Below are 22,841 nucleotides of genomic sequence, written 5' to 3' on the forward strand. Positions count from 1 at the left end.
TTTTGGAGACTAAAATTTGGTAATAAAATCGTGAAATTTGAGTGTAATATAAATTTTAGAAATAATGTAGTACTTTTGGGCTAAAATTTAGCCCAAAATTTTATTATAAAAGTGAATTTATAAGATCCTTCATGTCGGCAACGATCGGCTCAATACCTCTTTCGCCGTTTATCACATGAAGCAGACTTTTGCCTTTATAAAATTCGCGTATAGCCACGATTGGCTCTAGGTAAACTTTCATGCGATTGCTAAACACTTCATTGTTATCATCAGCGCCGCGTGCACGACCTAAAACACGCTCTCTAGCTACATCCTCGCTAACATCAACTTCTATAACGCCTTTTAAGACGATCTCATTTTGCGCTGCTAGAACTTTATCAAGTTCGCTCATTTGCTCTACGCTTCTTGGATATCCATCTATTACTACATTTGGCGTTTTGGCGCTTTTGATAGCTGAAACTATAGTGTTTACAACTACTTCAAGAGGGACCAAATTTCCTTTTGATATGAAGCTGTCTATAAGTTTGCCAAGCTCACTTCCGCTTGCAACTTCCGCACGTAGTAAATCGCCTGTAGAAAAGTGCGTAAAGCTCTCGTCAGCCTTTGCGATCAAGTCCGCGTCTGTTGTTTTACCGCTACCAGGAGCGCCGATGATTAAAAATAGTTTTTTCATTTTCTTTCCTTTTACGGCTTGCACCGCTTTGCTATGTGTTGCTGGATTTAAATTTTACTCCACAGACTTTTTGCCTAACACAAACTTAAATTTAAGATCCATAGCCTAGCTTTTTTGTTTTACTACGCCAACAACAAGCAGAAGCGATGCCTCGCCTTTAAATTTTTATAATTTGCCTAATTTAAATATTATTAGGTAAAAAATCCTATCAATAATAGGCTTTGCGCCGAAAACCTTTCATAGGATTTATCATTTGCGACTAAAATTCGCTATTTATTTAGCTTCTTAAGCTTGCTTTTCTTTCTCTCTAAGTCTTAGCCCAAGCTCTCTTAACTGCTCGCTATTTGCCTCACTTGGTGCTTTTGTAAGCGGGCATTGGGCGCGTTGGGTTTTAGGGAAAGCTATAACATCTCTAATGCTGGTTGATTTGGTTGCTAGCATTATAAGGCGGTCAAATCCTATCGCAATACCACCGTGTGGTGGCGCACCAAAGCTTAGCGCATCAAGCAAGAAGCCAAATTTCTCACGTTGCTCTGCCTCATCTATACCAAGTAGCTTAAATACTTTTTGCTGAACATCATTTTTGTGAATTCTCACAGATCCGCCACCTAACTCAAAGCCGTTTAATACAACGTCGTGAGCAACAGACAGTATGTCTTCTAAATCCTCTTCATCTATATTTTTTGGCATAGTGAATGGATGGTGCATTGCCGAGTAGCTTCCGTCATCATTTTGCTCAAACATCGGGAAGTCAAGCACCCATAAGAACTCCATTTTTTCCTGATCGATTATACCCATTTGCTCGGCTAGGAAAATTCTAAAGCGTCCCATATAGTCAAGCACGACCTTTTTCTTACCTGCGCCAAAGAATACGACGTCGCCGACCGCTAACTCGCATCTTGAGACGATCTCATTTAGATCACTTTCTGAGAAAAATTTACAAAGTGGTCCTTTTAAACCATCCTCTTTCATTTGGAAGTATCCTAGGCCTTGAGCGCCAAATTTACGGACAAATTCCTCAAATCTGTTCATCTCGCGCTTGCTAAATATATTATCTCCATTTGGAACTTTTAGCGCTTTTATGCGGTTACGCTTAGTATCTTTTGCGATAGAACTAAAAATTTCATTTGTAGAACGCTCAAAAATATCAATAACATCAATCATTTTAAGATCATATCTCAAGTCGGGTTTATCGCTTCCGTATGTTTCGGTAGCCTCTTTGTAGCTCATACGACGAAACGGTGTTTTAACCTCATATCCGCAAGCGGCAAAGATATCTTTTAGCATGTTTTCAGCCATATTTAGGATATCTTCTTGCTCGATAAAGCTCATTTCAACGTCGATTTGCGTAAATTCAGGCTGTCTATCGGCGCGCAAGTCCTCGTCACGGAAGCATTTTGCTATTTGGAAGTATTTATCAAATCCGGAGCACATTAAAAGCTGTTTAAAAAGTTGCGGGCTTTGCGGAAGTGCGTAAAATTGTCCAGGATAAACACGACTTGGGACAAGATAGTCACGTGCGCCTTCGGGTGTTGCGCGGGTTAAGATAGGTGTTTCAAATTCTATAAAGCCCATTTTGCTTAGGCTGTTTCTAGCTGCTATCGCTGCCGCCGAGCGCATTTTAAATATATTTTGCAATCTCTCATTTCTAAGATCAAGGAAGCGGTATTTGAGGCGGATATCCTCATTTACGCTTTCGTCGCCTATCATAAATGGCAACGCCTCACTTGGATTTTCAACTATTAATTCACTTACCACAACTTCGATATCACCTGTTTTTAAGCGTGGGTTTACAAGTCCTTCGCCACGCGCGCGCACTTTACCTTTTATGCGTAAAACATACTCGTCACGCACCTTTGAAGCAGTTTCGTGAGCTGTCTTGCTATCTGCCGGATCGCATACAAGCTGTATAAGACCAGTGCGGTCGCGAAGATCGAAAAATATAACTCCACCGTGATCCCTATAAGTATTGACCCAACCACAAAGCGTAACCTCTTTGCCGATATCTTCTTTGTTCAAATCGGCGCAATAATGGCTTCGCATTCAAACTCCTTTAAATTTCAGTTTAAAACCCCTGATTATACTAAAATTTTGCTTTTGCACAGCTTTGTTATTTGTTAAATTAAAATATGATAAAATCAACTCATGAAAATTTTAGATATACACAATATAAAAAAAGTCGGTATAGTCGCAAAAGTAAACGCCGAATTTATACAAAATTTAAATGTTATAAGCGAAATTTTAAATAAATTTAATATTGAAATTTTACTTGAAAACAGTTGTGCAAAAGCTGTAAACAAAAACGGATACGATCTAAATTCCTTAGCCTTGCAAAGCGATTTTATCATCTGTTTAGGAGGCGACGGAACCATCATCAGCGTTTGTCGCAAAAGCGCTGAGATTTCTCCTTTTATTCTAGGTATCCATGCTGGAAGACTTGGTTTTTTAACAGAAATCACGATGCAAGATTGCGAGTGGTTTTTTGATGAATTTTTTAAAGGAAATTTCATAGTTGAAGAGCCACACATGCTTGACGTAAGACTTAATAAAAACGGCAAAATAACACACAAAGTAGCATTTAACGATGCAGTTATCATGCGACCAAAACCGGCTTCTATAGCAAACGTCGAAGCTTTTTTAAACAAAAAATACTTTAACACATACTTTGGTGACGGCATCATCGCTAGCACTCCGATCGGCTCAACGGCTTACAACATGAGTACTGGCGGAGCTATCATCTATCCACTTAGTAATGTTTTTTCGCTAACTCCGATCTGCTCACACTCTCTAACGCAACGCCCCATAATCATGCCTAAAAATTTAACGGTCGAGCTAAAAGCCTATAAAGACGAGGTGCTTGTAATAGACGGTCAAGATACCTTTAAAATGAAAGACTACGAGAGCGTTTGTGTAGGTCTTAGCGACAAAAAGGCAAAATTAATACGCCATGTATCAAGGGATTATTTTCAAATTTTAAAAGAAAAACTTCATTGGGGTCATAATGATTGAGCGAATTTTAATTAAAGATTATCTTAATTTTAGTAATGTAGAGTTAAATTTCAAAGATGGGCTTAGTGTCTTTACCGGTGTTAGCGGCGCCGGCAAGTCGGTGCTTATGAGTGCTATAATGGCTATTTTTGGCTTAAAAGACAGCGAAGCAAGAGTCATAGAAGCTGACATCGACCATAAATTTGATATGGATGAATTTGGTATCGAAAACGAACCCATAAATAACTTCAAACTTATCAAAGATAAAGCGACTCGTTACTTTATAAATTCCCAGTCTGTTTCAAAGAAAAATTTAGCAAAAATAGCAAAAGAGCATATCAAATATCTCTCGGCAAAAGAGATAAACGAGTTTGAAAATGAGAGATTTTTAAATTTACTCGACTTTTTGGAGTGCAAAAAAGAGCCCAAATTTAAAGCTTTAAAGGAGGAATTTAAAGACAAATTTGAAGAGTTTATCAAAATAAAAAAAGAGCTAAATTCCATCTTAGAAGATGAAAAAAAGGTTGAAGAGCTAAAAGAATTTGCTGCTTTTGAGATAAACAAGATAGAAAGCGTAAGCCCAAAAATAGGCGAATTTGACGAGCTGATGGATATTAAAAAACGTCTTAGTAAAAAAGATAAGATAAATGAAGCATGGAATAAAGCAGAAGCGATATTTAGCACGGAAAAGGCTGTTATTGACGCACTTCATATAAGCGATATTGACGTTAGTTTTTTTGAAGAAACCATGAATGAGCTTAGGATCGTAAGAGACAACTTAAACATGGACGAGCTTGAGGATATCGATATCGAAGCAGTGCTTGATAGGATCGAGGCGTTAAATTCTATCGTGAAACGCTACGGCAGCATAGAAGAAGCGCTTCAAACACTTGAAAAAAGAAAGATCGAGCTTAATAAGTATGAAAACATAAGTTTTGAAAAGGGTCAATTAGAGCAGAAATTTAAACAAACAAGCTCGGAAATAAACAAACTGGCTAAAAATTTGAACAAAGCTAGAAAACGAAATTTAACAGAGCTTGAAAATTTGATAAATTCCTACTTAAAAGAGCTTTACATGAGTGAGATTTCACTCTTTATAGAGCCAAAAGCTCTTGACGAACTAGGCATGGACGAGATTATTTTAAAGCTAAATGAAACTGCTCTTAAAAATTTAAGTTCAGGCGAACTAAACCGTTTAAGACTAGCATTTATAGCAAGTGAAACACAGATAACACAAGAGGGAAACGGAGTTATAATTCTAGATGAAATAGATGCAAATTTAAGTGGAAAAGAGGCGATGAGTATCGCAAATGTCCTGTTAAAACTAGCCAAATTTTATCAAATTTTTGCCATCTCACACCAACCACAACTTAGCTCAAAGGCAAATTCTCACTTCTTGGTTGAGAAAAACGGCGAAATTTCAACCGTTAAAGAGCTTGAAAAAGGCGAAAGAGCAAACGAGCTAGCACGTATGATAAGTGGCGAGCACATCAGCAAAGAAGCTATGGAATTCGCAAGAGGGCTTTTGAAGTAGTAAGTTAAAATTTATTTTTAAGTTACATAAAATAAAAATTCGATAAAATTGAAAGTTACAAATTTTAGATTAGATAGGTAGACAAATGGAAAAAATTCTAGTAGTTGACGACAATAAAGCTTTAGCAAAACTAGTAGTAAAACAGATGGAAAAAAACGTAACCGACATGCTAGTAGACGTTGCGTATGACTTTGCTCAAGCCAAACAACTCATAAAAGACAACCAAGATGAATACTTTATGGCTCTGCTTGATCTAAATTTACCAGACGCTCCAAATGGCGAGATAGTTGATTATGTATTATCCAAAGGAATTCCTGCAATAGTCTTAACCGGCAGTCTTGATGAAGAGACAAAATCAACATTTATACATAAAGATATCGTAGACTATGTCTATAAAGGCAATATGGACGATATAAATTACATATTTAACATGATAAACAGGCTAAGTAAAAACAGACAATACAAAGTCCTAGTCGTAGAGGACTCCATGCCTTTTAGAAATAACCTAAAAAAAATATTAACAAGCCTTCAATTCCAAGTTCTAACCGCTGCTCACGGCGAAGAGGCGATGAATTACTTTGCCGATAATCCAGACATCAAACTTATAATCGCAGACTACAGAATGCCTGTCAAAGACGGTCTTGAGATACTAAAAGATATACGTAAAGAATACGATAAAAACAAAATAGGCGTAATAATCCTAACCTCGCCTGACGAGCATGTAAGCGCAGCTACTTTTCTTAAAAGTGGTGCAAACGACTTTATAGCAAAGCCTTTTGGCAAAGAGGAGTTGATATGTCGTGTAAATAACACCATCGAAGCCATGGAAAATATCAACAAAATCGCAAATTTTGCTAACAAAGACTTTCTAACTGGAGTATATAATAGAAGGTATTTCTACTCCGATATGAACGAATACCTAGCCATGATCCAAGACACTGATGAGCCTTATGCAGTCGCCATGATTGACATAGATCGTTTTAAACACATAAATGACGCTTATGGACACGAGGCTGGGGATAAGGTTTTACAATACCTTTCAAAAAAACTGATAGACGAAACAAAAGACAAAGATTTGGTTGCGCGTTTTGGCGGAGATGAACTTTGCGTAGTTTTAAAAAATACAAGCAATGAAGACGCAGTCAAATTTTTCGTAAATTTAAGAACAAGCATAGCTTCTCATAAAATTTCACTCAAAAAAGATACGATAGAATTTACAGTATCTATAGGTCTTACTTTTGGTGGAAACGACTATAGTGTAGACGAAATTTTGGAGCTAGCGGACGAGGCTTTATATATTGCAAAAGAGAGTGGAAGAAATCGCATCGAGGTTACTAAGTGATCATTGACACACATTGTCACTTAAGCGATACTTGCTACGATAACGACCTAGACGCCGTTATATCTAATGCTATAAATTCGGATGTGATTGGCTTTATACTTCCGGGTGCTGATGTTAATGATTTACCAAAAGCGGCTAGAATATCGCAAAAATACAAAAATGTCTATTTTGCCGTTGGTGTTCATCCATACGACATAAGAGGCTATAACGAAGAGACCTTACGCAAATTTGCCTCGCATGAAAAATGTGTAGCTATCGGCGAATGTGGGCTTGATTATTTCCGTTTACCAAAAGACGAGATGGAAAAGATAACCGAAAAAGAGGAGCAAAAACGTGTTTTTCTAGCTCAACTTGAACTTGCAGTTGAGTTAAACAAACCCGTTATACTTCACATCCGTGATGCAAACGAGGATTGCTACAATGTTCTAAAAGAGTATGCGCCAAGGCTTACGGCAGGAGCTGTTTTGCACTGCTACAACGCTTCACCATTACTTTTAGAACTTGTAAAATTTGGAAATTTTTACTTTGGCATAGGTGGTGTTTTAACCTTTAAAAACGCTAAAAATTTGGTTGAAATTTTACCAAACATACCAAAAGATAGGATAGTTATAGAAACCGATGCTCCGTATCTTACCCCAGAACCTTATCGCGGTAAGAGAAACGAGCCGATGTTTACGACATTTGTTGCTAAAAAGATAGCTGAAATTCTAAGCCTTAGCGAGAGTGAAGTTAAAGAACTTACCTCAAGCAATGCCAAAAGATTATTTAAGTGTTTTGACACGTAAAAAAGGACAAAAATGAAAGCCATGCTTAAAATTTTTATAATATTTGCCTGTGCGATAAGCTTATTTGCAAATACATCCGATAGAGATTTTTATGAAGCTCAAGTTAAAATTTTAAAAGAGCTTGATATAAATCCTAGCTTTATAAAAACTTCATACTATACAAATATGAAAAAAAGCATAAAAAATTCCCACATCAAGACTTTTACGGATGCTCTTAAAAACGGATATGTCTATATTCCGATGATTAAAGAGCATATACAAAACTCAAAAGTCCCCGACTCGTTTTTCTATCTTGCGATGATAGAATCTGGCTTTTCAAACCATACGGTTTCAAAAGCAAAAGCTGCCGGGATGTGGCAATTTATGCCAAAAACAGCCAAAATGCACGGACTTAACATAAACGAATATGTTGATGAAAGAAGAGACCCATTTGCTTCAACAAAGGCGGCAACAACATATCTAAGCACGCTTAAAAAGCAATTTGGCAAATGGTACCTAGCCGCAATGGCCTATAACTGTGGCGATGGATGTCTTTCTAAGGCTATAAAAGCCGCCGGCACAGATGATCTTGCGACGCTTATAGATCCTCAGAAAAAATACCTTCCACCAGAAACTAGACAGTTTGTCATTAAGATTTTAAGAGCGGCATATATCGCGAGAGAGACAAATTTCTTGCTTTCTAAGGACTCGTCGCTACTAAATCCAAAAGGTGGGCTAAAGCTTGTTCAAGTAACAGTTCCTGGAGGAACTAATCTAATGCACGTAGGTGACGGCATAGGTTTAAGCCTTAAAAAAATGAAAACAAATAATCCACATTTAAAATATGTATTTACCGAGCCTAACTTAAAAAATACCTATGTGTATATACCTGAAAACAAAAAAGAGATTTTCTCACAAAATTTTAAACCGCTTACAGGCAAGAAAGACTTTTTTGCATATACAGTAAAAAGAGGAGATACGCTTTTAGCTATAGCTAAAAAAACCGGCGTAAGTCATAAGGCCATAAAAGATTTTAACGAGCTTAAAACAAATGCTATTTCTCAAAACCAAAAGCTAATAATCCCTCGCTCAAAAGATAATTCTATACAAAACTACACTGTGCAAAACGGCGAAACACTTGCTGAAATTTCAAAGAAATTTAATGTCAAAGAAAAAGATATCCGCGATGTAAATTCTTTAGCTAGCTCAAATTTAAATGCCGGAGAAAGCATTGTCATACCTTAATATCAAATTTGCGATACCTGTATTTATAATATTTTTATTCACCGGATGTTCTTGGAGCGGTGCTCCATTTACTCCAAGTGGGCCGACTAGCGTTAAGCCAAACAACTCTCCCGCCGTTCAAAGAGCGACAATGCGCCCATACACCATAAACGGCAAAACTTACTACCCGACAGTAGTAAGTGTCGGAGATAGAGCAAGCGGCATAGCAAGCTGGTATGGACCAAATTTCCACGGCAAAAAAACATCAAATGGCGAAATTTACAACATGCACAATATGACGGCCGCACATAAGACATTGCCGATGAACACCGTGCTAAAAGTTGTAAATTTAAGAAACCAAAAAAACGTAATCGTGCGTATAAATGACCGTGGTCCATTTGTGGGAGATAGGGTTATAGACCTTTCAAAGGCTGCAGCAACAAAGCTTGACATGATAGCTGCAGGAACTGCTCCTGTTAGTATGGAAGTTATAGGTTTTAACGCGCAAACCATGACAGTGCCGGTTCAAACACAAAGTCCTAAACAACAGCAAACAGGCGTTTCGATATCAGCTCAACAAAGCTTTATCGGTGGCGAATTTATGGTGCAAATCGGTGCCTTTAAAAACCAAAGCGGTGCAAATAGATACCAGCAAGAGCACAGAAGTATCGACGGATATAAATCTGTGGTTAAAAGCTTCATGCTAGACGGCGAGACAATATATCGCGTATTTTTAAGCGGATTTAGAAGCGAAGATGAAGCTAGAGACTATGCTAGAAGCGGAAAATTTGTAGGTGCATTTATCGTAAGAGGATAAAAATGAAAGATGAAATTTTAAAAACACAACGAACAACAAAAGAAACTGACATAAACGCAGAGCTTAAGCTTTACGGCAATGGAAAATGCGAAATTTCAACAGGTATTGGTTTTTTTGACCACATGCTTGAAGCATTTGGCAAACATGCCCTGCTTGACCTTAAGATAACCTGCAAGGGCGATACGCATGTTGATTTTCACCATAGTGTTGAAGATGTGGGTATCGTTATAGGCTCGCTTTTAAAAGAGACGATCTATCCGGTTAGTGGCGTAGAACGCTTTGGAGATAGCGTTGTTGTTATGGACGAAGCAGCAGTTAGTTGCGCGCTTGATCTTAGCAACAGAGCATTTTTAGTCTATGAAAATTTAGACGAAAAAGGCAAGATAGGTGAATTTGACATAGAGCTTGCCGAGGAATTTTTTAGAGCGGTTGCGATGAACGCAAACATAACGCTACATATCGCAAAAATAAGAGGCAAAAATAACCATCATATTATCGAAGCTACATTTAAAGCCTTTGCGGTAGCTCTTAGACGCGCACTTAGCAAAAATAACCGCATAGCCACTCCAAGCACGAAAGGTGTTTTATGATAGATATTATTTTTTTAGATATTGACGGCTGTATGACCGACGGCAAGATCGTGTATGATGCAAAAGGTGAACTTTTAAAGTCATTTGACGTAAAAGACGGCTGGGCGATAGAGAGTTGGTTAAAACTTGGTAAAAAAGTAGCCATCATAACAGGCAGAAAGTCAGAAATCGTAGAGCAAAGAGCCGAAGATCTAAAGATCACACACGTTTATCAAGGCGTTGGAGATAAACTAGAAGTTGCCAAAGAGATACTTAAATTTGAAGGTCTTAGTTTTGAAAACGCAGCCGCCATCGGCGATGACTACAATGACTACAAAATTTTAAATGCCGTGGCTTGGAGTTTTAAACCAAAAGATGCGATAAAAGATCTTGAAGTAAGGACAAAGCTTAAGCACAAAGGCGGCAACGGTGCAGTTAGAGAGATGATAGAAATGCTCATTGAAGCCGAGAATTTAAAGAGCGAGTGGTCTAAACGTTGGTTATAAAAATTTTTTATTTCGTCGTTGCTGTTTTTAGTGCAGTGATGATATTTTTGGCGTTACAAGATCCATATTTTGCCGAGCAATTTAAACGCGACATGAGTGTTTCAAACATGCAGATGAACGATGTAGTTAATCACGAGATAAACTCAAGTATAGTAAGTGGAATTTACGAAGCTGATGAAGTAAATAGATACGCCAAAAAGGATGAATTTTTAAAATTTAAAGCCGACATTATAAGGGGAAATTTAAATCACAAAATGAGTTCTGACGTAGCCATTTCACAGGGTAACTTGTTTATATTTAAAGGCAATGCCAAGTATGATAATAACGAGAGTTTGAACTTTATCTCAGAAGAAATTTTGTATAATCTCAAAACCAAAATCGTAGCTTCAAAGGTTGATTTTGTGATGACGCAAAATGGCGACAAGATAACTGGCAACAGCATAACATATAACACAAACAAAAAACAGACGCAAATAAAAGGGTTAAAAGCATGGATAGAGCAAGAGCGGGATTGATACTGGGATTAATCCTAAGCTTCACAAGTCTTAGCGCAGAACAAGTAGAGATCACTTCGGATAGTTTTTTCGCCGATGAAAATAAACAAATAAGCGAATTTAAAGGCAATGTTCATATAAAAAAGGGCTCTTATGATGAGCTTTTTGCAGATAAGGTCGTCGTGCATTTTGACGCTAAACGCCAACCTACAAAATACATAGCCACAGGCAATGCTAAATTTAAGGTTTTCATGAAAGAAAAACACTATAACGGCAAGGGCGAGACGCTTACTTATGAGCCTGTAAAGGAAATTTATACGATAAGCGGTAACGGTCGTTTACATGAGCAAGAAAGCGATAAAAATGTTTACGGAGAAAAGATCACGATCAATCAAACACAAGGCACATATAACGTAAATAGCAACGACAACAAGCCTGTTAAATTTATATTTCAGATCGAGGACAAACAAAAGTGATAAGAGCAGTCGGAGCCAAATTTATAACCTCAAGCGCAAACATCAGTCAAGCTCCTGACTTTGCTTCAAGTGAAATTGTATTCCTAGGTCGTTCAAATGTTGGCAAAAGTAGCCTTATAAACGCTCTAGCAAACCACAACGGCTTAGCCAAAAGTTCATCAACTCCCGGCAAAACTCGCCTTATAAATTTCTTTGAGATAGAGCTTATGGAAGATGATGATACAAAAGACAAGCTAAAGGTTATGTTTGTCGATCTTCCAGGTTTTGGATATGCAAAGGTAGCCAAAACTATGCATGAAGAGTGGAAGAAAAGCTTAGATGAGTTTTTAAAATTTCGCTCAAATATAAAATTGTTCGTTCATTTAATCGACGCAAGACATTTTGACCTTGATATAGATACAAACGTGAATTCATACATAAATAGCTTCCTAAGAGCGGATCAAAAAGTTTTAAATTTATACACAAAAGCCGATAAGCTTAATCAAAGCTCAAGAAGTGCCGTAATGAAATTTGACCCAAAAGGAATCCTGGTCTCAACGCTTAATAAAAACAACATAGACAAAGCAAGGGATAAGATCATAAATTTAGCCCTAGGCAGGGAATAGCCCGTGATAACACTAGTAAAGCCAAAACCAAAAGACATAAAAAATATGCAAGAGCTTGTAGCTCCCGAAGTGGCAAGCGGAGTGATACTTCCTAGAAGCGACGACGAGATCAGCACAAATATCCGCTCATACATCATAGCAAAAGATGATGACAAGATAGTCGGCTTTTGCGCTCTTCACATCCATGCTCCAGATCTTGCCGAGATAAGAAGTCTTATAGTGGATAAAAATTTACGAGGTGGAGGGATCGGCTCTATGATGGTAAATGCTCTTTTAAAAGAAGCTAAAGAGTATGAAATTTCACGAGTTTTTACCTTAACATACCAAAGGCATTTTTTTGAAAAATTAGGCTTTAAAGAAATACCTAAAAGCGAACTACCTGCACAAAAAATTTGGGCGGACTGCATCAAATGCAAACACTTTCCCGTATGCGACGAAATAGCACTAATTCACAATTTATAACCAAAATATCAAGCGTTGCGTTTTTATTTTTATATGAGATCGCAACGACTCAATTTGGTTTTTTACCGCCCCTGCTTGGACTTTTTTTTACATTTTTAATACTTGAATACAATAAAAAACAAAAATCATACGAAAATTTTGACATATCGTGGTATTTTTGCCTTGCATTGTTACTTTTTACCGAACAAATTCATGGATTTTATCTTTTTTCAAGTATCGTAGCATTCTTACTATTTTTTCATTTTGTAGTTGACTGGCTTATTTTAACGCTTAAATTACGAAATTTGCTTCTAGTTGTGTTTGTTGCAAGCGGATATACTACAACATTTTTAATAAATAACATCATAGCCTACACGCAAAATGCACAATTTTTAAATTTTGATATAGAGTGCCTGTTTTATATTATTATCGAAAGTGCTTTAGCGGTTGTATTTCTAAAAGAGCGAGCACTATGAGACTTCGTATAGTTTTTACCATCATCGCTTTATTTTGGATAATTTTACTAAGCAGAATTTATCATCTAAGCGTAAATTCAAACGAATACTACGAAAGCATAGCCGAACAAAATGCCGTAAAAACGATATATCTTCCTCCCGTTAGAGGCATCATCTTTGATGCGAAAGATCGTCCGATGGCGATAAACAGACTAGGCTTTTCCATACTTTTAAAACCTCATCTTAATAGAAAAAACGGCACATTAGATAGTGAGATAGACGAGATCGTAAGGTATTTTCCCGATCTAAATGCCACAAAACTTAAAAAAGAATATATAAAAAACGACTCACCATATAACCAAGAATTTATAAGCGTCGTGGAGTTTATCGACTATGATAGCTTTTTACCACACTTTGCCACGCTATCTTTAAGGGAAAATTTAAAGGTAAATCCAACAAGCAAACGTCACTATCCATATGACAATCTAGCCTCGCACGTCATCGGTTATGTAGGAAGAGCAAATCAAAAAGATATGGATAACGACCCGCTAACTAAGCTAACAAACTACATCGGACGAAGCGGAGTTGAGAGGTATTACAACTCTGTTTTGCAAGGCAGCGAGGGCTCAAAACGCATAAAAGTAAATGCCCTAAACGAAGAGATAGAGCAGATAAATTTCAATGCCCCAAAAAGCAAAGACATAAAGCTAAGCATAGACCTTGAGCTTCAAAAATTTGTAATGGATATTTTTGACAAGGACGCAGGAAGCGTTGTTGTTATGAACGTGCACGATGGCGCTATACTAGCAGCCGGAAGCTTTCCTGAATACAACCTAAACCCATTTGTATCAGGCATAAGCAAAGACGAGTGGGATAAACTTATAAAAGACCTTGATCACCCGTTTACAAACAAGCTAGTAAACGGTCTTTATCCTCCCGGGTCTGTAGTTAAGATGGGTATGGCTTTGGCATTTTTAGATAATGGCATGAGCAAGAACGATAGCTTCTTTTGCTCTAGCTCATATGAGCTTGGCGGACGCAAATTCCGTTGCTGGAACTCATACGGTCACGGTAACGTAAACATGAACACCGCCATAAGAGAGAGCTGTGATGACTATTTTTACAAAGCCAGCCAAAAGATCGGCATAGACGCTATCGCACCCATACTTGAAAGGATAGGTTTTGGCGTAAAAACAGGGGTTGACCTACCAAACGAATTTATAGGAACGCTCCCTAGTCGTGAATGGAAAATGAGAAAATACGGCAAAGCCTGGTTTCAAGGAGAAACACTCATAACATCCATCGGTCAAGGAAATTTTCTAGTAACCCCTATGCAAATAGCAAGACACACGGCGATGCTTGCCACAGGACTAAATGTCACGCCTCACTTTCTAAAGAGCATCGACTCCCAAGATGTAAAATTTGAACCAAAAGATGACATTTTCACAGACTTTGAAAAGGCTCAATTACCAGCCATTAGACATGCTATGTATGAGGTGGCAAATCACCCAAGAGGCACGGCAAGTAGACACTTTGCTTCATCAACGATAAAGGTAGCAGCAAAGACCGGAACAGCACAAGTCGTAGGTATATCTCAAGCTGATAAAAAACGTATAAAAGAAGAAGATATGGCTTACTTACAACGTTCGCATGCGTGGATGACGACTTATGCACCATATGATAACCCACAATATGTCGTCTCAATGGTTATCGAGCATGGCGGACACGGCGGAAGCGCCGCTGGTCCAAAGATAGTTGAAATTTATAAAAAACTAATCGAAATGGGATATATAAACCTAGAACAATCAGCGCAAAAGCCCTAGTCCATAGTTCTGACTATCAAGCTTTTAGGTAGGTTAAATTTCTCTATGACCTCGCACTCTTTTTCCCTCATCTCACCTTCGTCCTTCTCATGGTCAAAACCTAAAACATGCAAAAGCCCATGCGTAAAAAGCAAGGCTGTTTCCTCATCATTACCATGGCCTAGTTCGGTTGCTTTTTGTTCTACTAGGTCTAAATTTATAACTATACAGCCAAGCGGTGCATGCAAGACTGTTTCAAAGGGAAAGCTTAAAACATCAGTTGTCTTGTCTATATTTCTTTGAGATAAATTTATTTCTCTCATCTCATCGCTACGAACAAAACTAAGCTCGACCTCTCCAATTGTCAAATAAGAACAAATTTCATCTAAAATTTGAGGATACGCCTCATCACAAAGTATCATTTTTCTCTTTCAGTTAAATTTTAGTATAATTCTAGCGAAATTTTAAAATTTAAGACATAAAACTTTCAACAAACAGCCTCTTTATGCTAGCGATATAAATTTGATACACAAAAAAGGAAATCACATGAGTAAAAAAGCCGTTGTCATAATGTCAGGTGGCATGGATAGCACGCTTTGTGCCACGATAGCCGTTAATGAAGGATATGAAGTTATCGCGCTTCACTTTGACTACGACCAACGCACGATGAAGCGAGAAAAGCGCGCATTTAATGAAATTTGCGATAAATTAGGCATTCAAAAAAGACTAAATTTAAACGCAAATTTTATAGCTGATATAGGCGGAAATTCACTAACAGACAAAAGCCTATCGGTGCCAAAAACCGGTTTAAGCGATGATGTGCCAAATACCTATGTACCGTTTAGGAATGGAATTTTTATCTCCATAGCCGCAGCCGTTGCCGAAAAAAACGGTGCCGAAGCGATATTTATCGGTGTAGTTGAAGAAGATAGTAGCGGGTATCCCGACTGCACGCACGAATTTATAAAACAGATAAACCTAGCTATCAACCATGGAACAGCACCAAGCTTTAAAACCAAGATCATCACTCCGCTAGTAAATTTAAGCAAAGCTCAAATCGTAGCAAAATCCCTAGAGATAGGCTCTCCGCTTGAGTTAACATGGAGTTGTTATGAGAATGAAAACGAAGCATGTGGATTATGCGATAGCTGCCGCTTAAGACTAAACGGCTTTGAAAAAGCAGGAGCAAAAGACCCGATAAAATACATAAGTTAAGCAAACATCCATGTGGTAGTATAATAATATATATTTTTATAAAGGTTGGTTTTATGAAAAATTTAATTACTATTTTAATCTTGATTTTTACATTTAACGGATGTGCGATTAGTAGCAACAACAACCGTTTAAGCTTGAATGACGAGCAGCGTTACTGCAACGAATTTTATGCATTTTCTCGTGCTTTACTTGGAGACAGCATCTCTCACGAATACCAAAATAACACAACAAAGCAATATGCAAAGGCGGAAGTAAAATTTTATGAAATCCTCTCAAGTGTCGTTAAAACAGGTAAAATCTCAAAACAAGAGCATACGGAGTTTTGGGCGTCTATAAATGAGCTTCAAAAGTTTCACTACATCGAAAAAGAATGCATAGACAAATACCCTGCCATGATGGGCTTTTTATCCGAGTTTTATCGATCGGCCAAGCTGAGTTATGAAAATAAAAGCATTGTTAAGACACAAGGCTTAACAAAGATACTAAACCACCCGTCACAACTTAGACCAAAGTCATGCTACTACGCAGACGGAGAAAAATACAACCGACTATATGTTGCCACCCATTTGCCACGAGTATACAGACAAGAATTGAGCGAATTTAAAAAATGCTTCGCACCATATAATGATATGCTTTTGCAAATTTCACAAAGAAAAGATGGCGTGAGTTTTAGCACTCACGGCGGACGACTTGTTAACACATATGAATTTAATCAAGACGCTTACAAGCAAATCGCAGAACACGCAAAAAAAGCGGAAGAGTCGCTTAAAATTTTACTAAACAAGAATTATCAATAAAAAACCATTCGCACCTAAATTTATTTTAATTTATAAAATTTTTAATCCAAAACAGACAAGAGTTACACTCTTGTCTCATGCCATAAATTTATCTTTCAAAAATAATCTTGCCTCTTATTAGGATATATTTTATCTTGATTACTATCAATTACTTATTTTTAAAATTTACGTAAAATCGCACTTACCGTTTAACTAAAAATAAGGAAATTAAATGAGCAAAGAATTACAAATGTTTTGTCATCAGTGTGAAATGAGTATGGATAATGGCTGTGGCTCAAAGGGTCAGCCTATGGGAACCTGTGGCAAAGATGCGACTTTGGCACGCTTGCAAGATACAATGGTTTTTGGGCTAAAAGGACTTAGTGCATATCGCCATCATGCCGCAGAGCTAGGCGCTGATACAAACAATGTTGACCGCGTTATGACTGATACGCTTTATTTTACGCTAACAAACTCAAATTTTAATTTTAATGAACATATTAAACAACTCCTTGCCGTAGGAAGCGCCGGAGTTGAATGCATGAACCTACTAAGTGAGGCTCATACGGCAAAATTTGGAGTACCGACACCAGTAAAAGTTAGTCAAAACAAGGTTGAAGGCAAAGCGATACTTGTAAGCGGTCACAACCTAAGAGCGCTTGAATTACTACTAAAACAAACCGACGGCAAAGGCATAAATATCTATACTCACTCAGAAATGCTTCCTGCACACGGCTATCCTGAACTTCGCAAATACTCCCACTTAAAAGGCAATGTCGGCAAGGCATGGTTTGATCAGACTAAACTTTTTAATGAATTTAAAGGTGCGATCTTGATGACAACCAATTGTATCGTGCCACTTCGCTCAAACTGCACATACCAAGAGCGTTTGTTTGGCTACCAAATAGCCGGCACAAACGGCATAGCACAGATAGAAAATGACGACTTTGCGCCTCTCATAGAGTGTGCGCTTGCTTGCGGTGACGTAAGTGGATTTGACAGTGATGATACGCTAGTAACAGGAGCACATTATAAGACGATTTTAGGTTTAGCGCCACAAATTTTAGATGCCATAAACACTGGTAAAATTCGCCGTTTCTTTGTGATAGCAGGTTGTGACGCGCCTGGCAAAGGACGTGAATACTACCGTGAGTTGGCTCAAAATTTACCAAGTGATTGCGTGATACTAACATCAAGCTGTGGCAAATTTAGATTTAATGACATTGACTTTGGTCTAGTGCCAGGCACTCAAGTCCCACGCTACCTCGATCTTGGTCAGTGCAACGACAGTAACGGAGCGGTTAAGATAGCTATCGCCTTAAGCGAAGCAACAGGTATCGCCATAAACGATCTGCCGATATCTATCGTACTTATGTGGATGGAGCAAAAAGCGGTAATAATCCTACTCGCGTTATTTAGCCTGGGTGTAAAAAATATAAATATAGGACCAAGTGTGCCACAGTTTTTTAACGAAGCGATAGTAAATTTCTTGGTTGAGAATTTTAATCTTCGCCTAATTAGCGGTGATGCGAAAGCAGACATGAAATTTTTCCTTGGCGAGGGAGAGGATCCTAATAAAATAAAAGCATAAGCACAAAGCGGATGGAGAGCAGATCTCTGTCCGAAAATTTAAAAAAGCGAATCTTGAATTTCGCTTTCGCTTAATAAATTTAAAATTTCACTCTTTTGAGACAAAACAAGCATATAGCGGAAATTTTTAAGCTCTTTTATCTCACATAAATTTTCAAACTTCACAGCATTATCAACCTGCAACAAGCTATCTTTTGGCAAACATATAACGACTTCTGAAGGATCAAAATTTTTCTTTAGATACAAGGCTTCGATGGCAAAAAGCTCTTCGTCATTTTCAATAATTATCGCGCGAAAACTTGATCCAAATGGCGCTTGATGGAAATTTTTATCTATAAAAATAGGCTCAAAATGCCCAAGCGAGCGAGTATCATTTAGCTTAAAAGAGATATTGTTTTGTTTAAGATAATGAAGCAGTCCGCATAAAGCTCCGATAAAAACACGAGGTATATTTAAATTTTGATAATAAACATCATCGCATATCATCGTAGTAAAAAATATCGAGCTAGGATTTAACGCTTGTGCTTTAATATCAGTCCAAACAGTATCATAAAGCGGAGTTATGCGCTGTAAAATTCGAATTTCATCTCCAAAAAAGATGTCACCGTTTTTTGACGACATGATCTTGTAAAACAATTCGGTTAAATTTTTTGGTATGATAGCTGCATTTTTACCAAGGCTAGAATGTTCCAAAATAGCCATTTGCACAGCATTTACCGAGCAAAATTTCAAATTCTTATGTGTAGCTTCAAACCGCATAAGTCTAATAAGAGCAGTTTGAAAATTATCTACTTTAATGTATGCTATCTCAGTATCGCTAGGCGTTATCTCCTCGTCGCTTATAACAGCATATGCACCGTGTTTTACGGCTAATTCTATCTCTTTTTGGTCTGCATCAACAGCCATAAAGGCAAAACCACGCTTAACGTTTTTTGCCTCGAAAGCAAAACCTAAAACGCTAGAAACGCTAGGCTTATTTAGTGTTTGTCCGTTGATAAGACGAACCAAATTTTCTATTGTCATTAGCCTACTATCGAGCCGTTTTTAACTTTTGCATCGGTGCTAAGAAGCGAGAGAGAGCCATCTTCTGCGCTTAAGATCATGCCTTGAGAGACGTATTTTTTCATCATAGTTCTCTCTTTTAAATTTGCTAACACACAAACTTGTCTACCAACAAGCGTACTAGGATCGTAAAATTTAGCTATGCCTGATAAAATTTGACGCGGTTTTTCCTCGCCCAAGTCTATTTGAAATTTAAGCAGCTTATCACTTCCTTCGACCTTTTCGCACTCAAGCACAGTTCCTACTTTTATAACGATCTTTTTAAAATCATCAATCGTAATAATGCTTTCATCACAGCCATCTTTTGGCTCTTCTTTTAAAGCAGCTTCAGGCTCACTCGGTCTTGCCATAAGCTCTGTTTCTATGCGAGGAAACAGCGGTTGCGTAGGTTTGGCTATAAAATTTAAAAGCTCATTTTGTAAAATTATTTTATTATAAATTTCAGTTGAAATTTCAAAACCTAAAGCCTGCGCTATCTTATCGCAAGTATGCGGCATAGCAGGACTTAGTATCACTGCTATTTTAGCAAGCAAATTCGCACAAAGAGCAACGAGAGTGTTTGCCTCTTCGCTCTTTCCTGCTTTTATCATGGCCCATGGCTCATACTTGGCAACGGCACCGTTTGCAAGCGCTACAACTTTCCATATCTCTTCTAAGTAGCGATTTGTCGCAAAATTTTCTAAATTTTCAATAGCATTTTTAAGGTACTCGTGCGCTTCGTTTAGCTCGGCTTCGTAAAATTTAGCAGTTTGCATGGAGTTGATTTTATACTCGCTATACTTTGAGCTCATGCCGATTATTCTACTCAAAAGGTTACCAAGTCCGTTTCCAAGCTCGGAATTTATCCGCTCGATTAGAGCCTTTTGACTAAAGTCGCCATCTTGACCAAATGGAACTTCACGAAGTAAAAAATATCTAAAATTTTCAAGACCGTAAGCACTTGCTACCTCGTGAGGATTTACGACATTGCCTTTGCTTTTACTCATTTTCTCACCATCTCTCGTCCACCAACCATGCGCTGCGACATGTTTTGGCAAAGGGAGATTTAAGCTCATCAAAAACGCCGGCCAGTAAATCGCGTGAAAGCGCAAAATATCTTTTCCGACGATATGAGTAGTATCTTGCCAAAATTCCATTTTGTCATCGCCGCGAGTGTAGCCAAGAGTGGTTAGATAGTTTAAAAGCGCATCAAGCCAAACATACATAACATGCTTTGGATCGTTTGAACTTGCTGGTAGTTTTATACCCCAGTCAAAACTTGTGCGTGTTATAGAAAGATCTTTAAGCCCGCCTTTTACAAAGCTAATTACCTCGTTTTTCTTTCCTTTTGGGATTATACAACGTTCATTTTCTTCATACCATTTAATAAGCGCATCTTGGTATTTTGATAGTTTAAAAAAGTAGCTCTCCTCTTTTACAATGCTTGTTTTGCGTCCGCAATCAGGACAGCACTCCTCATCAACAAGCTGTGTTTGCGTAAAAAACGTCTCACAGCTAACGCAATAAAACCCCTCATACTCACCCTTGTAAATGTCGCCGTTTTTTTGCATTTTTTCAAAGGCATTTTGCACGGTAAGTTTGTGATCGGCATCTGTTGTGCGGATAAAATGATCATAACTTATCTCAAATTCATCCCACAACGAGCGAAATTTGCCGCTTATCTCATCAGCATACTCTTGCGGTGTTTTATTACGAACAAGGGCTGCTTGCTCGATCTTTTGCCCGTGCTCATCAGTCCCTGTCATAAAAAATGTATCATATCCTTGCAAACGCCTAAAGCGTGCTAAAGTATCGGCTATTATAGTGGTGTAAGCGTGTCCTATATGAGGGACGTCATTTACATAATAAATCGGTGTGGTTATATATTTTTTTTCTTTCATTATTTATTCCTTTAAATTTAAAAATCAAATCCGCCTTCGTCGGTATCGCTTTTTGACATCGATTTATAAGCACTATCCACATAATTTTTTCGCGTTTCACATTCAAAAAATTCACTACATTTCATGCAGCTCATCAAACCCTTTTGACTTTGGCATGAAAGTAAAATTTCAGAATACTGCTTTAAGGCAAGTTCAAATTTGTCAAGATTTTGCGAGGATTCACTCATTTTGCTTACTCATAAAATTTATGCATAAGATTTATCTCAAATTTAGAGCCGAAAAAGCAAGGTGTAGTCTGGTGAGTTTTACTTATCGTTATATCAAACAGACTATCGTTTATACCATTACTTGTTGCTCCGCCGGCATTTTCATATATAAATGCAAAAGGTAGCACTTCAAAAAGCACTCTAAGCTTACCATTTGGCGCGTCGCTGGTTGCAGGGTAGCTAAAAAGACCGCCGCCTTTTAATAAAATTTGATGCAAGTCGCTAACCATGGCTCCTGAGTAGCGAAGTCTGTGACCTTGTAAAAATAGCTCTCTTATAAATTTAATATGCTTCTCGCTCCAGCCTTTTTGCGTGGCCCCGGTAGCATTTAGCTTACCTTTTTCGTTTAGTTTTAATTCTTTTACAAATTTAAACTCTCCGTCTTTTGCCAGCCTATAAAGAGATGGCAAAGAGCCCTTTTTGTCATTTATCACAAGCTCTAAGCGAGGACCATATATGCTATAAACGGCAGCAACTAAATTTTGAGGATTTAACTCGTTTTCATAAATTCCAAATATCGAGCCGACAGCGAAATTTACATCAACAAGACTTGAGCCGTCAAGCGGATCATAAGCGATTATATATTTTGAATTTTCATTTAAATTTAAAGCATCGTCTTTTTCTTCACTAACCAATGCTTTTACACACTCTAGCTCTTTAAATTTCGCGGTGATGATCTCATCGCTTAAAACATCAAGCTTTAGCTGCGTATCGCCGGTAGCGTTCTCATGCGCTGTATAGCCTAGATCGGCATACTTTATCTCTTCACTAATGCGTATCGCTACTTCTTTTATAGCCTTAAAAATTTGCTCTAATTGTGTCATTATACAGCCTTTGCATGTTTTAATATCCACGCGCAAATCGCGTCTATATCGTCTAAATTTATATTTTCTATTTTATAATTTAAATCAGTTTTGTAACTAGCTATGGCGTCTGAAAAGCCAAGATAGCTTTCATCAATCTCATCTTTAAAAATGCTAATACGAGGAAGAGGAAGCGTTTTTAAGCCTTCAACAAGCAGTATATCAAACTCTCCGATCATCTTTATAACATCATCAAGATCCGACTTATCTTTGCTAAAATACGTCGTTCTTGTTGGGCTAAGCACCACAACATCAGCTCCTGTCTGGCTAAATTTAAAGCTATCTTTACCTTCTACGTCAAAACAAGCCTTGTCGCCCGGATCGTGCTTGATAACTACGCATTTTAGGTTTTGCTTGATAAAATTTTCTAAAACTTTTAAGATTGTTGTAGTTTTGCCGCTATTTGATGGACCGGAAAACGCGATAGCAAGTCGTTTCATTGTCGCCTTTTTGTACTTTTTCACGTGATTATAGCTAAATTTGGCTTTAAATTTAATGA

Annotated in this window: 25 protein-coding genes; 17 read left to right on the forward strand and 8 right to left on the reverse strand. The window is 37.7% G+C overall.

What is annotated here, in order from left to right; all coding sequences use genetic code 11:
- Positions 1-103 precede the first annotated feature (103 nt).
- Together CCAL9328_RS01020 and aspS are read right to left on the reverse strand one after the other, a co-directional pair.
- Positions 104-673: an adenylate kinase gene (locus tag CCAL9328_RS01020; protein WP_169972062.1), complete on the reverse strand. Its 570-nt coding sequence runs from the start codon at positions 671-673 to the stop codon at positions 104-106.
- Between the two features lie 285 nt (positions 674-958).
- Entirely contained in the window at positions 959-2,716 is a 1,758-nt protein-coding gene (aspS, locus tag CCAL9328_RS01025; RefSeq protein ID WP_169999787.1) for an aspartate--tRNA ligase, read from the reverse strand.
- A gap of 102 nt (positions 2,717-2,818) precedes the next feature.
- Between aspS and CCAL9328_RS01030 the strand changes: the two genes are divergently transcribed.
- The 14 genes from CCAL9328_RS01030 to mrdA all read left to right on the forward strand — a co-directional run bounded on the left by CCAL9328_RS01030 (position 2,819) and on the right by mrdA (position 14,711).
- Positions 2,819-3,682, forward strand: coding sequence for an NAD(+) kinase (locus tag CCAL9328_RS01030; RefSeq protein ID WP_169936249.1), 864 nt, complete (start codon positions 2,819-2,821; stop codon positions 3,680-3,682).
- Positions 3,675-5,195, forward strand: a complete 1,521-nt coding sequence (locus tag CCAL9328_RS01035; RefSeq protein ID WP_169999789.1) for an AAA family ATPase — start codon at positions 3,675-3,677, stop codon at positions 5,193-5,195. The genes CCAL9328_RS01030 and CCAL9328_RS01035 overlap by 8 nt, the downstream gene beginning before the upstream one ends.
- A gap of 85 nt (positions 5,196-5,280) precedes the next feature.
- Entirely contained in the window at positions 5,281-6,537 is a 1,257-nt protein-coding gene (locus tag CCAL9328_RS01040) for a GGDEF domain-containing response regulator (protein ID WP_169972065.1), read from the forward strand.
- Positions 6,534-7,322 carry a TatD family hydrolase gene (locus CCAL9328_RS01045; RefSeq protein ID WP_169972066.1) on the forward strand — a complete coding sequence of 263 codons (789 nt, stop codon included), beginning with the start codon at positions 6,534-6,536 and terminating at the stop codon, positions 7,320-7,322. Before CCAL9328_RS01040 ends, CCAL9328_RS01045 begins: the two co-directional genes overlap by 4 nt.
- Before the next feature lie 12 nt (positions 7,323-7,334).
- Positions 7,335-8,546, forward strand: coding sequence for a lytic transglycosylase domain-containing protein (locus CCAL9328_RS01050; RefSeq protein WP_169999791.1), 1,212 nt, complete (start codon positions 7,335-7,337; stop codon positions 8,544-8,546).
- The gene (locus CCAL9328_RS01055) at positions 8,533-9,342 is read left to right on the forward strand and encodes a septal ring lytic transglycosylase RlpA family protein (protein WP_228026613.1); all 810 of its coding nucleotides are present in this window, start codon (positions 8,533-8,535) and stop codon (positions 9,340-9,342) included. Before CCAL9328_RS01050 ends, CCAL9328_RS01055 begins: the two co-directional genes overlap by 14 nt.
- 2 nt (positions 9,343-9,344) lie before the next feature.
- Complete coding sequence (hisB, locus tag CCAL9328_RS01060; protein ID WP_194239022.1) at positions 9,345-9,932, forward strand: imidazoleglycerol-phosphate dehydratase HisB; 588 nt, start codon at positions 9,345-9,347, stop codon at positions 9,930-9,932.
- Positions 9,929-10,417, forward strand: coding sequence for a KdsC family phosphatase (locus CCAL9328_RS01065; protein ID WP_169999793.1), 489 nt, complete (start codon positions 9,929-9,931; stop codon positions 10,415-10,417). Before hisB ends, CCAL9328_RS01065 begins: the two co-directional genes overlap by 4 nt.
- Entirely contained in the window at positions 10,408-10,932 is a 525-nt protein-coding gene (gene lptC / locus CCAL9328_RS01070) for an LPS export ABC transporter periplasmic protein LptC (RefSeq protein ID WP_169936235.1), read from the forward strand. The genes CCAL9328_RS01065 and lptC overlap by 10 nt, the downstream gene beginning before the upstream one ends.
- Positions 10,908-11,387: a lipopolysaccharide transport periplasmic protein LptA gene (lptA, locus tag CCAL9328_RS01075; RefSeq protein ID WP_169999795.1), complete on the forward strand. Its 480-nt coding sequence runs from the start codon at positions 10,908-10,910 to the stop codon at positions 11,385-11,387. The genes lptC and lptA overlap by 25 nt, the downstream gene beginning before the upstream one ends.
- Complete coding sequence (yihA, locus tag CCAL9328_RS01080) at positions 11,384-11,992, forward strand: ribosome biogenesis GTP-binding protein YihA/YsxC (protein WP_169936231.1); 609 nt, start codon at positions 11,384-11,386, stop codon at positions 11,990-11,992. The genes lptA and yihA overlap by 4 nt, the downstream gene beginning before the upstream one ends.
- A gap of 3 nt (positions 11,993-11,995) precedes the next feature.
- Positions 11,996-12,454 carry an N-acetyltransferase gene (locus CCAL9328_RS01085; RefSeq protein ID WP_169936229.1) on the forward strand — a complete coding sequence of 153 codons (459 nt, stop codon included), beginning with the start codon at positions 11,996-11,998 and terminating at the stop codon, positions 12,452-12,454.
- Positions 12,403-12,909, forward strand: coding sequence for a hypothetical protein (locus CCAL9328_RS01090; protein ID WP_228026614.1), 507 nt, complete (start codon positions 12,403-12,405; stop codon positions 12,907-12,909). Before CCAL9328_RS01085 ends, CCAL9328_RS01090 begins: the two co-directional genes overlap by 52 nt.
- Positions 12,906-14,711, forward strand: coding sequence for a penicillin-binding protein 2 (gene mrdA / locus CCAL9328_RS01095; protein ID WP_169936227.1), 1,806 nt, complete (start codon positions 12,906-12,908; stop codon positions 14,709-14,711). Before CCAL9328_RS01090 ends, mrdA begins: the two co-directional genes overlap by 4 nt.
- Here the strand turns inward: mrdA and ybeY are convergent.
- The gene (gene ybeY / locus CCAL9328_RS01100) at positions 14,708-15,112 is read right to left on the reverse strand and encodes an rRNA maturation RNase YbeY (RefSeq protein ID WP_169972067.1); all 405 of its coding nucleotides are present in this window, start codon (positions 15,110-15,112) and stop codon (positions 14,708-14,710) included. The genes mrdA and ybeY overlap by 4 nt on opposite strands.
- A gap of 124 nt (positions 15,113-15,236) precedes the next feature.
- Between ybeY and queC the strand changes: the two genes are divergently transcribed.
- The 3 genes from queC (at position 15,237) to hcp (ending at position 18,272) form a co-directional block, all read left to right on the forward strand.
- Positions 15,237-15,905: a 7-cyano-7-deazaguanine synthase QueC gene (gene queC, locus CCAL9328_RS01105; RefSeq protein WP_169936223.1), complete on the forward strand. Its 669-nt coding sequence runs from the start codon at positions 15,237-15,239 to the stop codon at positions 15,903-15,905.
- A gap of 53 nt (positions 15,906-15,958) precedes the next feature.
- Complete coding sequence (locus CCAL9328_RS01110) at positions 15,959-16,702, forward strand: hypothetical protein (protein ID WP_169999797.1); 744 nt, start codon at positions 15,959-15,961, stop codon at positions 16,700-16,702.
- A gap of 211 nt (positions 16,703-16,913) precedes the next feature.
- Positions 16,914-18,272 carry a hydroxylamine reductase gene (gene hcp, locus CCAL9328_RS01115; protein ID WP_169999799.1) on the forward strand — a complete coding sequence of 453 codons (1,359 nt, stop codon included), beginning with the start codon at positions 16,914-16,916 and terminating at the stop codon, positions 18,270-18,272.
- 38 nt (positions 18,273-18,310) lie between these two features.
- Here the strand turns inward: hcp and CCAL9328_RS01120 are convergent, their stop codons facing one another.
- The 5 genes from CCAL9328_RS01120 to mobB are packed head-to-tail and all read right to left on the reverse strand — an operon-like array spanning position 18,311 to position 22,782.
- Positions 18,311-19,294, reverse strand: coding sequence for a ferrochelatase (locus tag CCAL9328_RS01120; RefSeq protein ID WP_169999801.1), 984 nt, complete (start codon positions 19,292-19,294; stop codon positions 18,311-18,313).
- On the reverse strand, positions 19,294-21,213 hold the full coding sequence (gene metG, locus CCAL9328_RS01125; RefSeq protein WP_169999803.1) for a methionine--tRNA ligase: 1,920 nt from the start codon (positions 21,211-21,213) through the stop codon (positions 19,294-19,296). The genes CCAL9328_RS01120 and metG overlap by 1 nt, the downstream gene beginning before the upstream one ends.
- A gap of 17 nt (positions 21,214-21,230) precedes the next feature.
- Entirely contained in the window at positions 21,231-21,440 is a 210-nt protein-coding gene (locus CCAL9328_RS01130; protein ID WP_169936213.1) for a hypothetical protein, read from the reverse strand.
- Between the two features lie 5 nt (positions 21,441-21,445).
- Positions 21,446-22,303 (reverse strand): class 1 fructose-bisphosphatase, encoded by an 858-nt coding sequence (locus CCAL9328_RS01135; protein ID WP_169999805.1) that lies wholly within the window; start codon positions 22,301-22,303, stop codon positions 21,446-21,448.
- The gene (mobB, locus tag CCAL9328_RS01140) at positions 22,303-22,782 is read right to left on the reverse strand and encodes a molybdopterin-guanine dinucleotide biosynthesis protein B (protein ID WP_169936209.1); all 480 of its coding nucleotides are present in this window, start codon (positions 22,780-22,782) and stop codon (positions 22,303-22,305) included. Before mobB ends, CCAL9328_RS01135 begins: the two co-directional genes overlap by 1 nt.
- Positions 22,783-22,841: the final 59 nt, after the last annotated feature.

This window comes from Campylobacter sp. RM9328, assembly GCF_012978615.1.

Coding starts and splice junctions, on each gene's coding strand:
- CCAL9328_RS01020 (WP_169972062.1), bottom strand. CDS start 673: ATGAAAAAACTATTTTTAATCATCGGCGCTCCTGGTAGCGGTAAAACA.
- aspS (WP_169999787.1), bottom strand. CDS start 2,716: ATGCGAAGCCATTATTGCGCCGATTTGAACAAAGAAGATATCGGCAAA.
- CCAL9328_RS01030 (WP_169936249.1), top strand. CDS start 2,819: ATGAAAATTTTAGATATACACAATATAAAAAAAGTCGGTATAGTCGCA.
- CCAL9328_RS01035 (WP_169999789.1), top strand. CDS start 3,675: ATGATTGAGCGAATTTTAATTAAAGATTATCTTAATTTTAGTAATGTA.
- CCAL9328_RS01040 (WP_169972065.1), top strand. CDS start 5,281: ATGGAAAAAATTCTAGTAGTTGACGACAATAAAGCTTTAGCAAAACTA.
- CCAL9328_RS01050 (WP_169999791.1), top strand. CDS start 7,335: ATGAAAGCCATGCTTAAAATTTTTATAATATTTGCCTGTGCGATAAGC.
- hisB (WP_194239022.1), top strand. CDS start 9,345: ATGAAAGATGAAATTTTAAAAACACAACGAACAACAAAAGAAACTGAC.
- CCAL9328_RS01065 (WP_169999793.1), top strand. CDS start 9,929: ATGATAGATATTATTTTTTTAGATATTGACGGCTGTATGACCGACGGC.
- lptA (WP_169999795.1), top strand. CDS start 10,908: ATGGATAGAGCAAGAGCGGGATTGATACTGGGATTAATCCTAAGCTTC.
- CCAL9328_RS01090 (WP_228026614.1), top strand. CDS start 12,403: ATGCAAACACTTTCCCGTATGCGACGAAATAGCACTAATTCACAATTT.
- mrdA (WP_169936227.1), top strand. CDS start 12,906: ATGAGACTTCGTATAGTTTTTACCATCATCGCTTTATTTTGGATAATT.
- ybeY (WP_169972067.1), bottom strand. CDS start 15,112: ATGATACTTTGTGATGAGGCGTATCCTCAAATTTTAGATGAAATTTGT.
- queC (WP_169936223.1), top strand. CDS start 15,237: ATGAGTAAAAAAGCCGTTGTCATAATGTCAGGTGGCATGGATAGCACG.
- CCAL9328_RS01110 (WP_169999797.1), top strand. CDS start 15,959: ATGAAAAATTTAATTACTATTTTAATCTTGATTTTTACATTTAACGGA.
- hcp (WP_169999799.1), top strand. CDS start 16,914: ATGAGCAAAGAATTACAAATGTTTTGTCATCAGTGTGAAATGAGTATG.
- CCAL9328_RS01120 (WP_169999801.1), bottom strand. CDS start 19,294: ATGACAATAGAAAATTTGGTTCGTCTTATCAACGGACAAACACTAAAT.
- metG (WP_169999803.1), bottom strand. CDS start 21,213: ATGAAAGAAAAAAAATATATAACCACACCGATTTATTATGTAAATGAC.
- CCAL9328_RS01130 (WP_169936213.1), bottom strand. CDS start 21,440: ATGAGTGAATCCTCGCAAAATCTTGACAAATTTGAACTTGCCTTAAAG.
- CCAL9328_RS01135 (WP_169999805.1), bottom strand. CDS start 22,303: ATGACACAATTAGAGCAAATTTTTAAGGCTATAAAAGAAGTAGCGATA.
- mobB (WP_169936209.1), bottom strand. CDS start 22,782: ATGAAACGACTTGCTATCGCGTTTTCCGGTCCATCAAATAGCGGCAAA.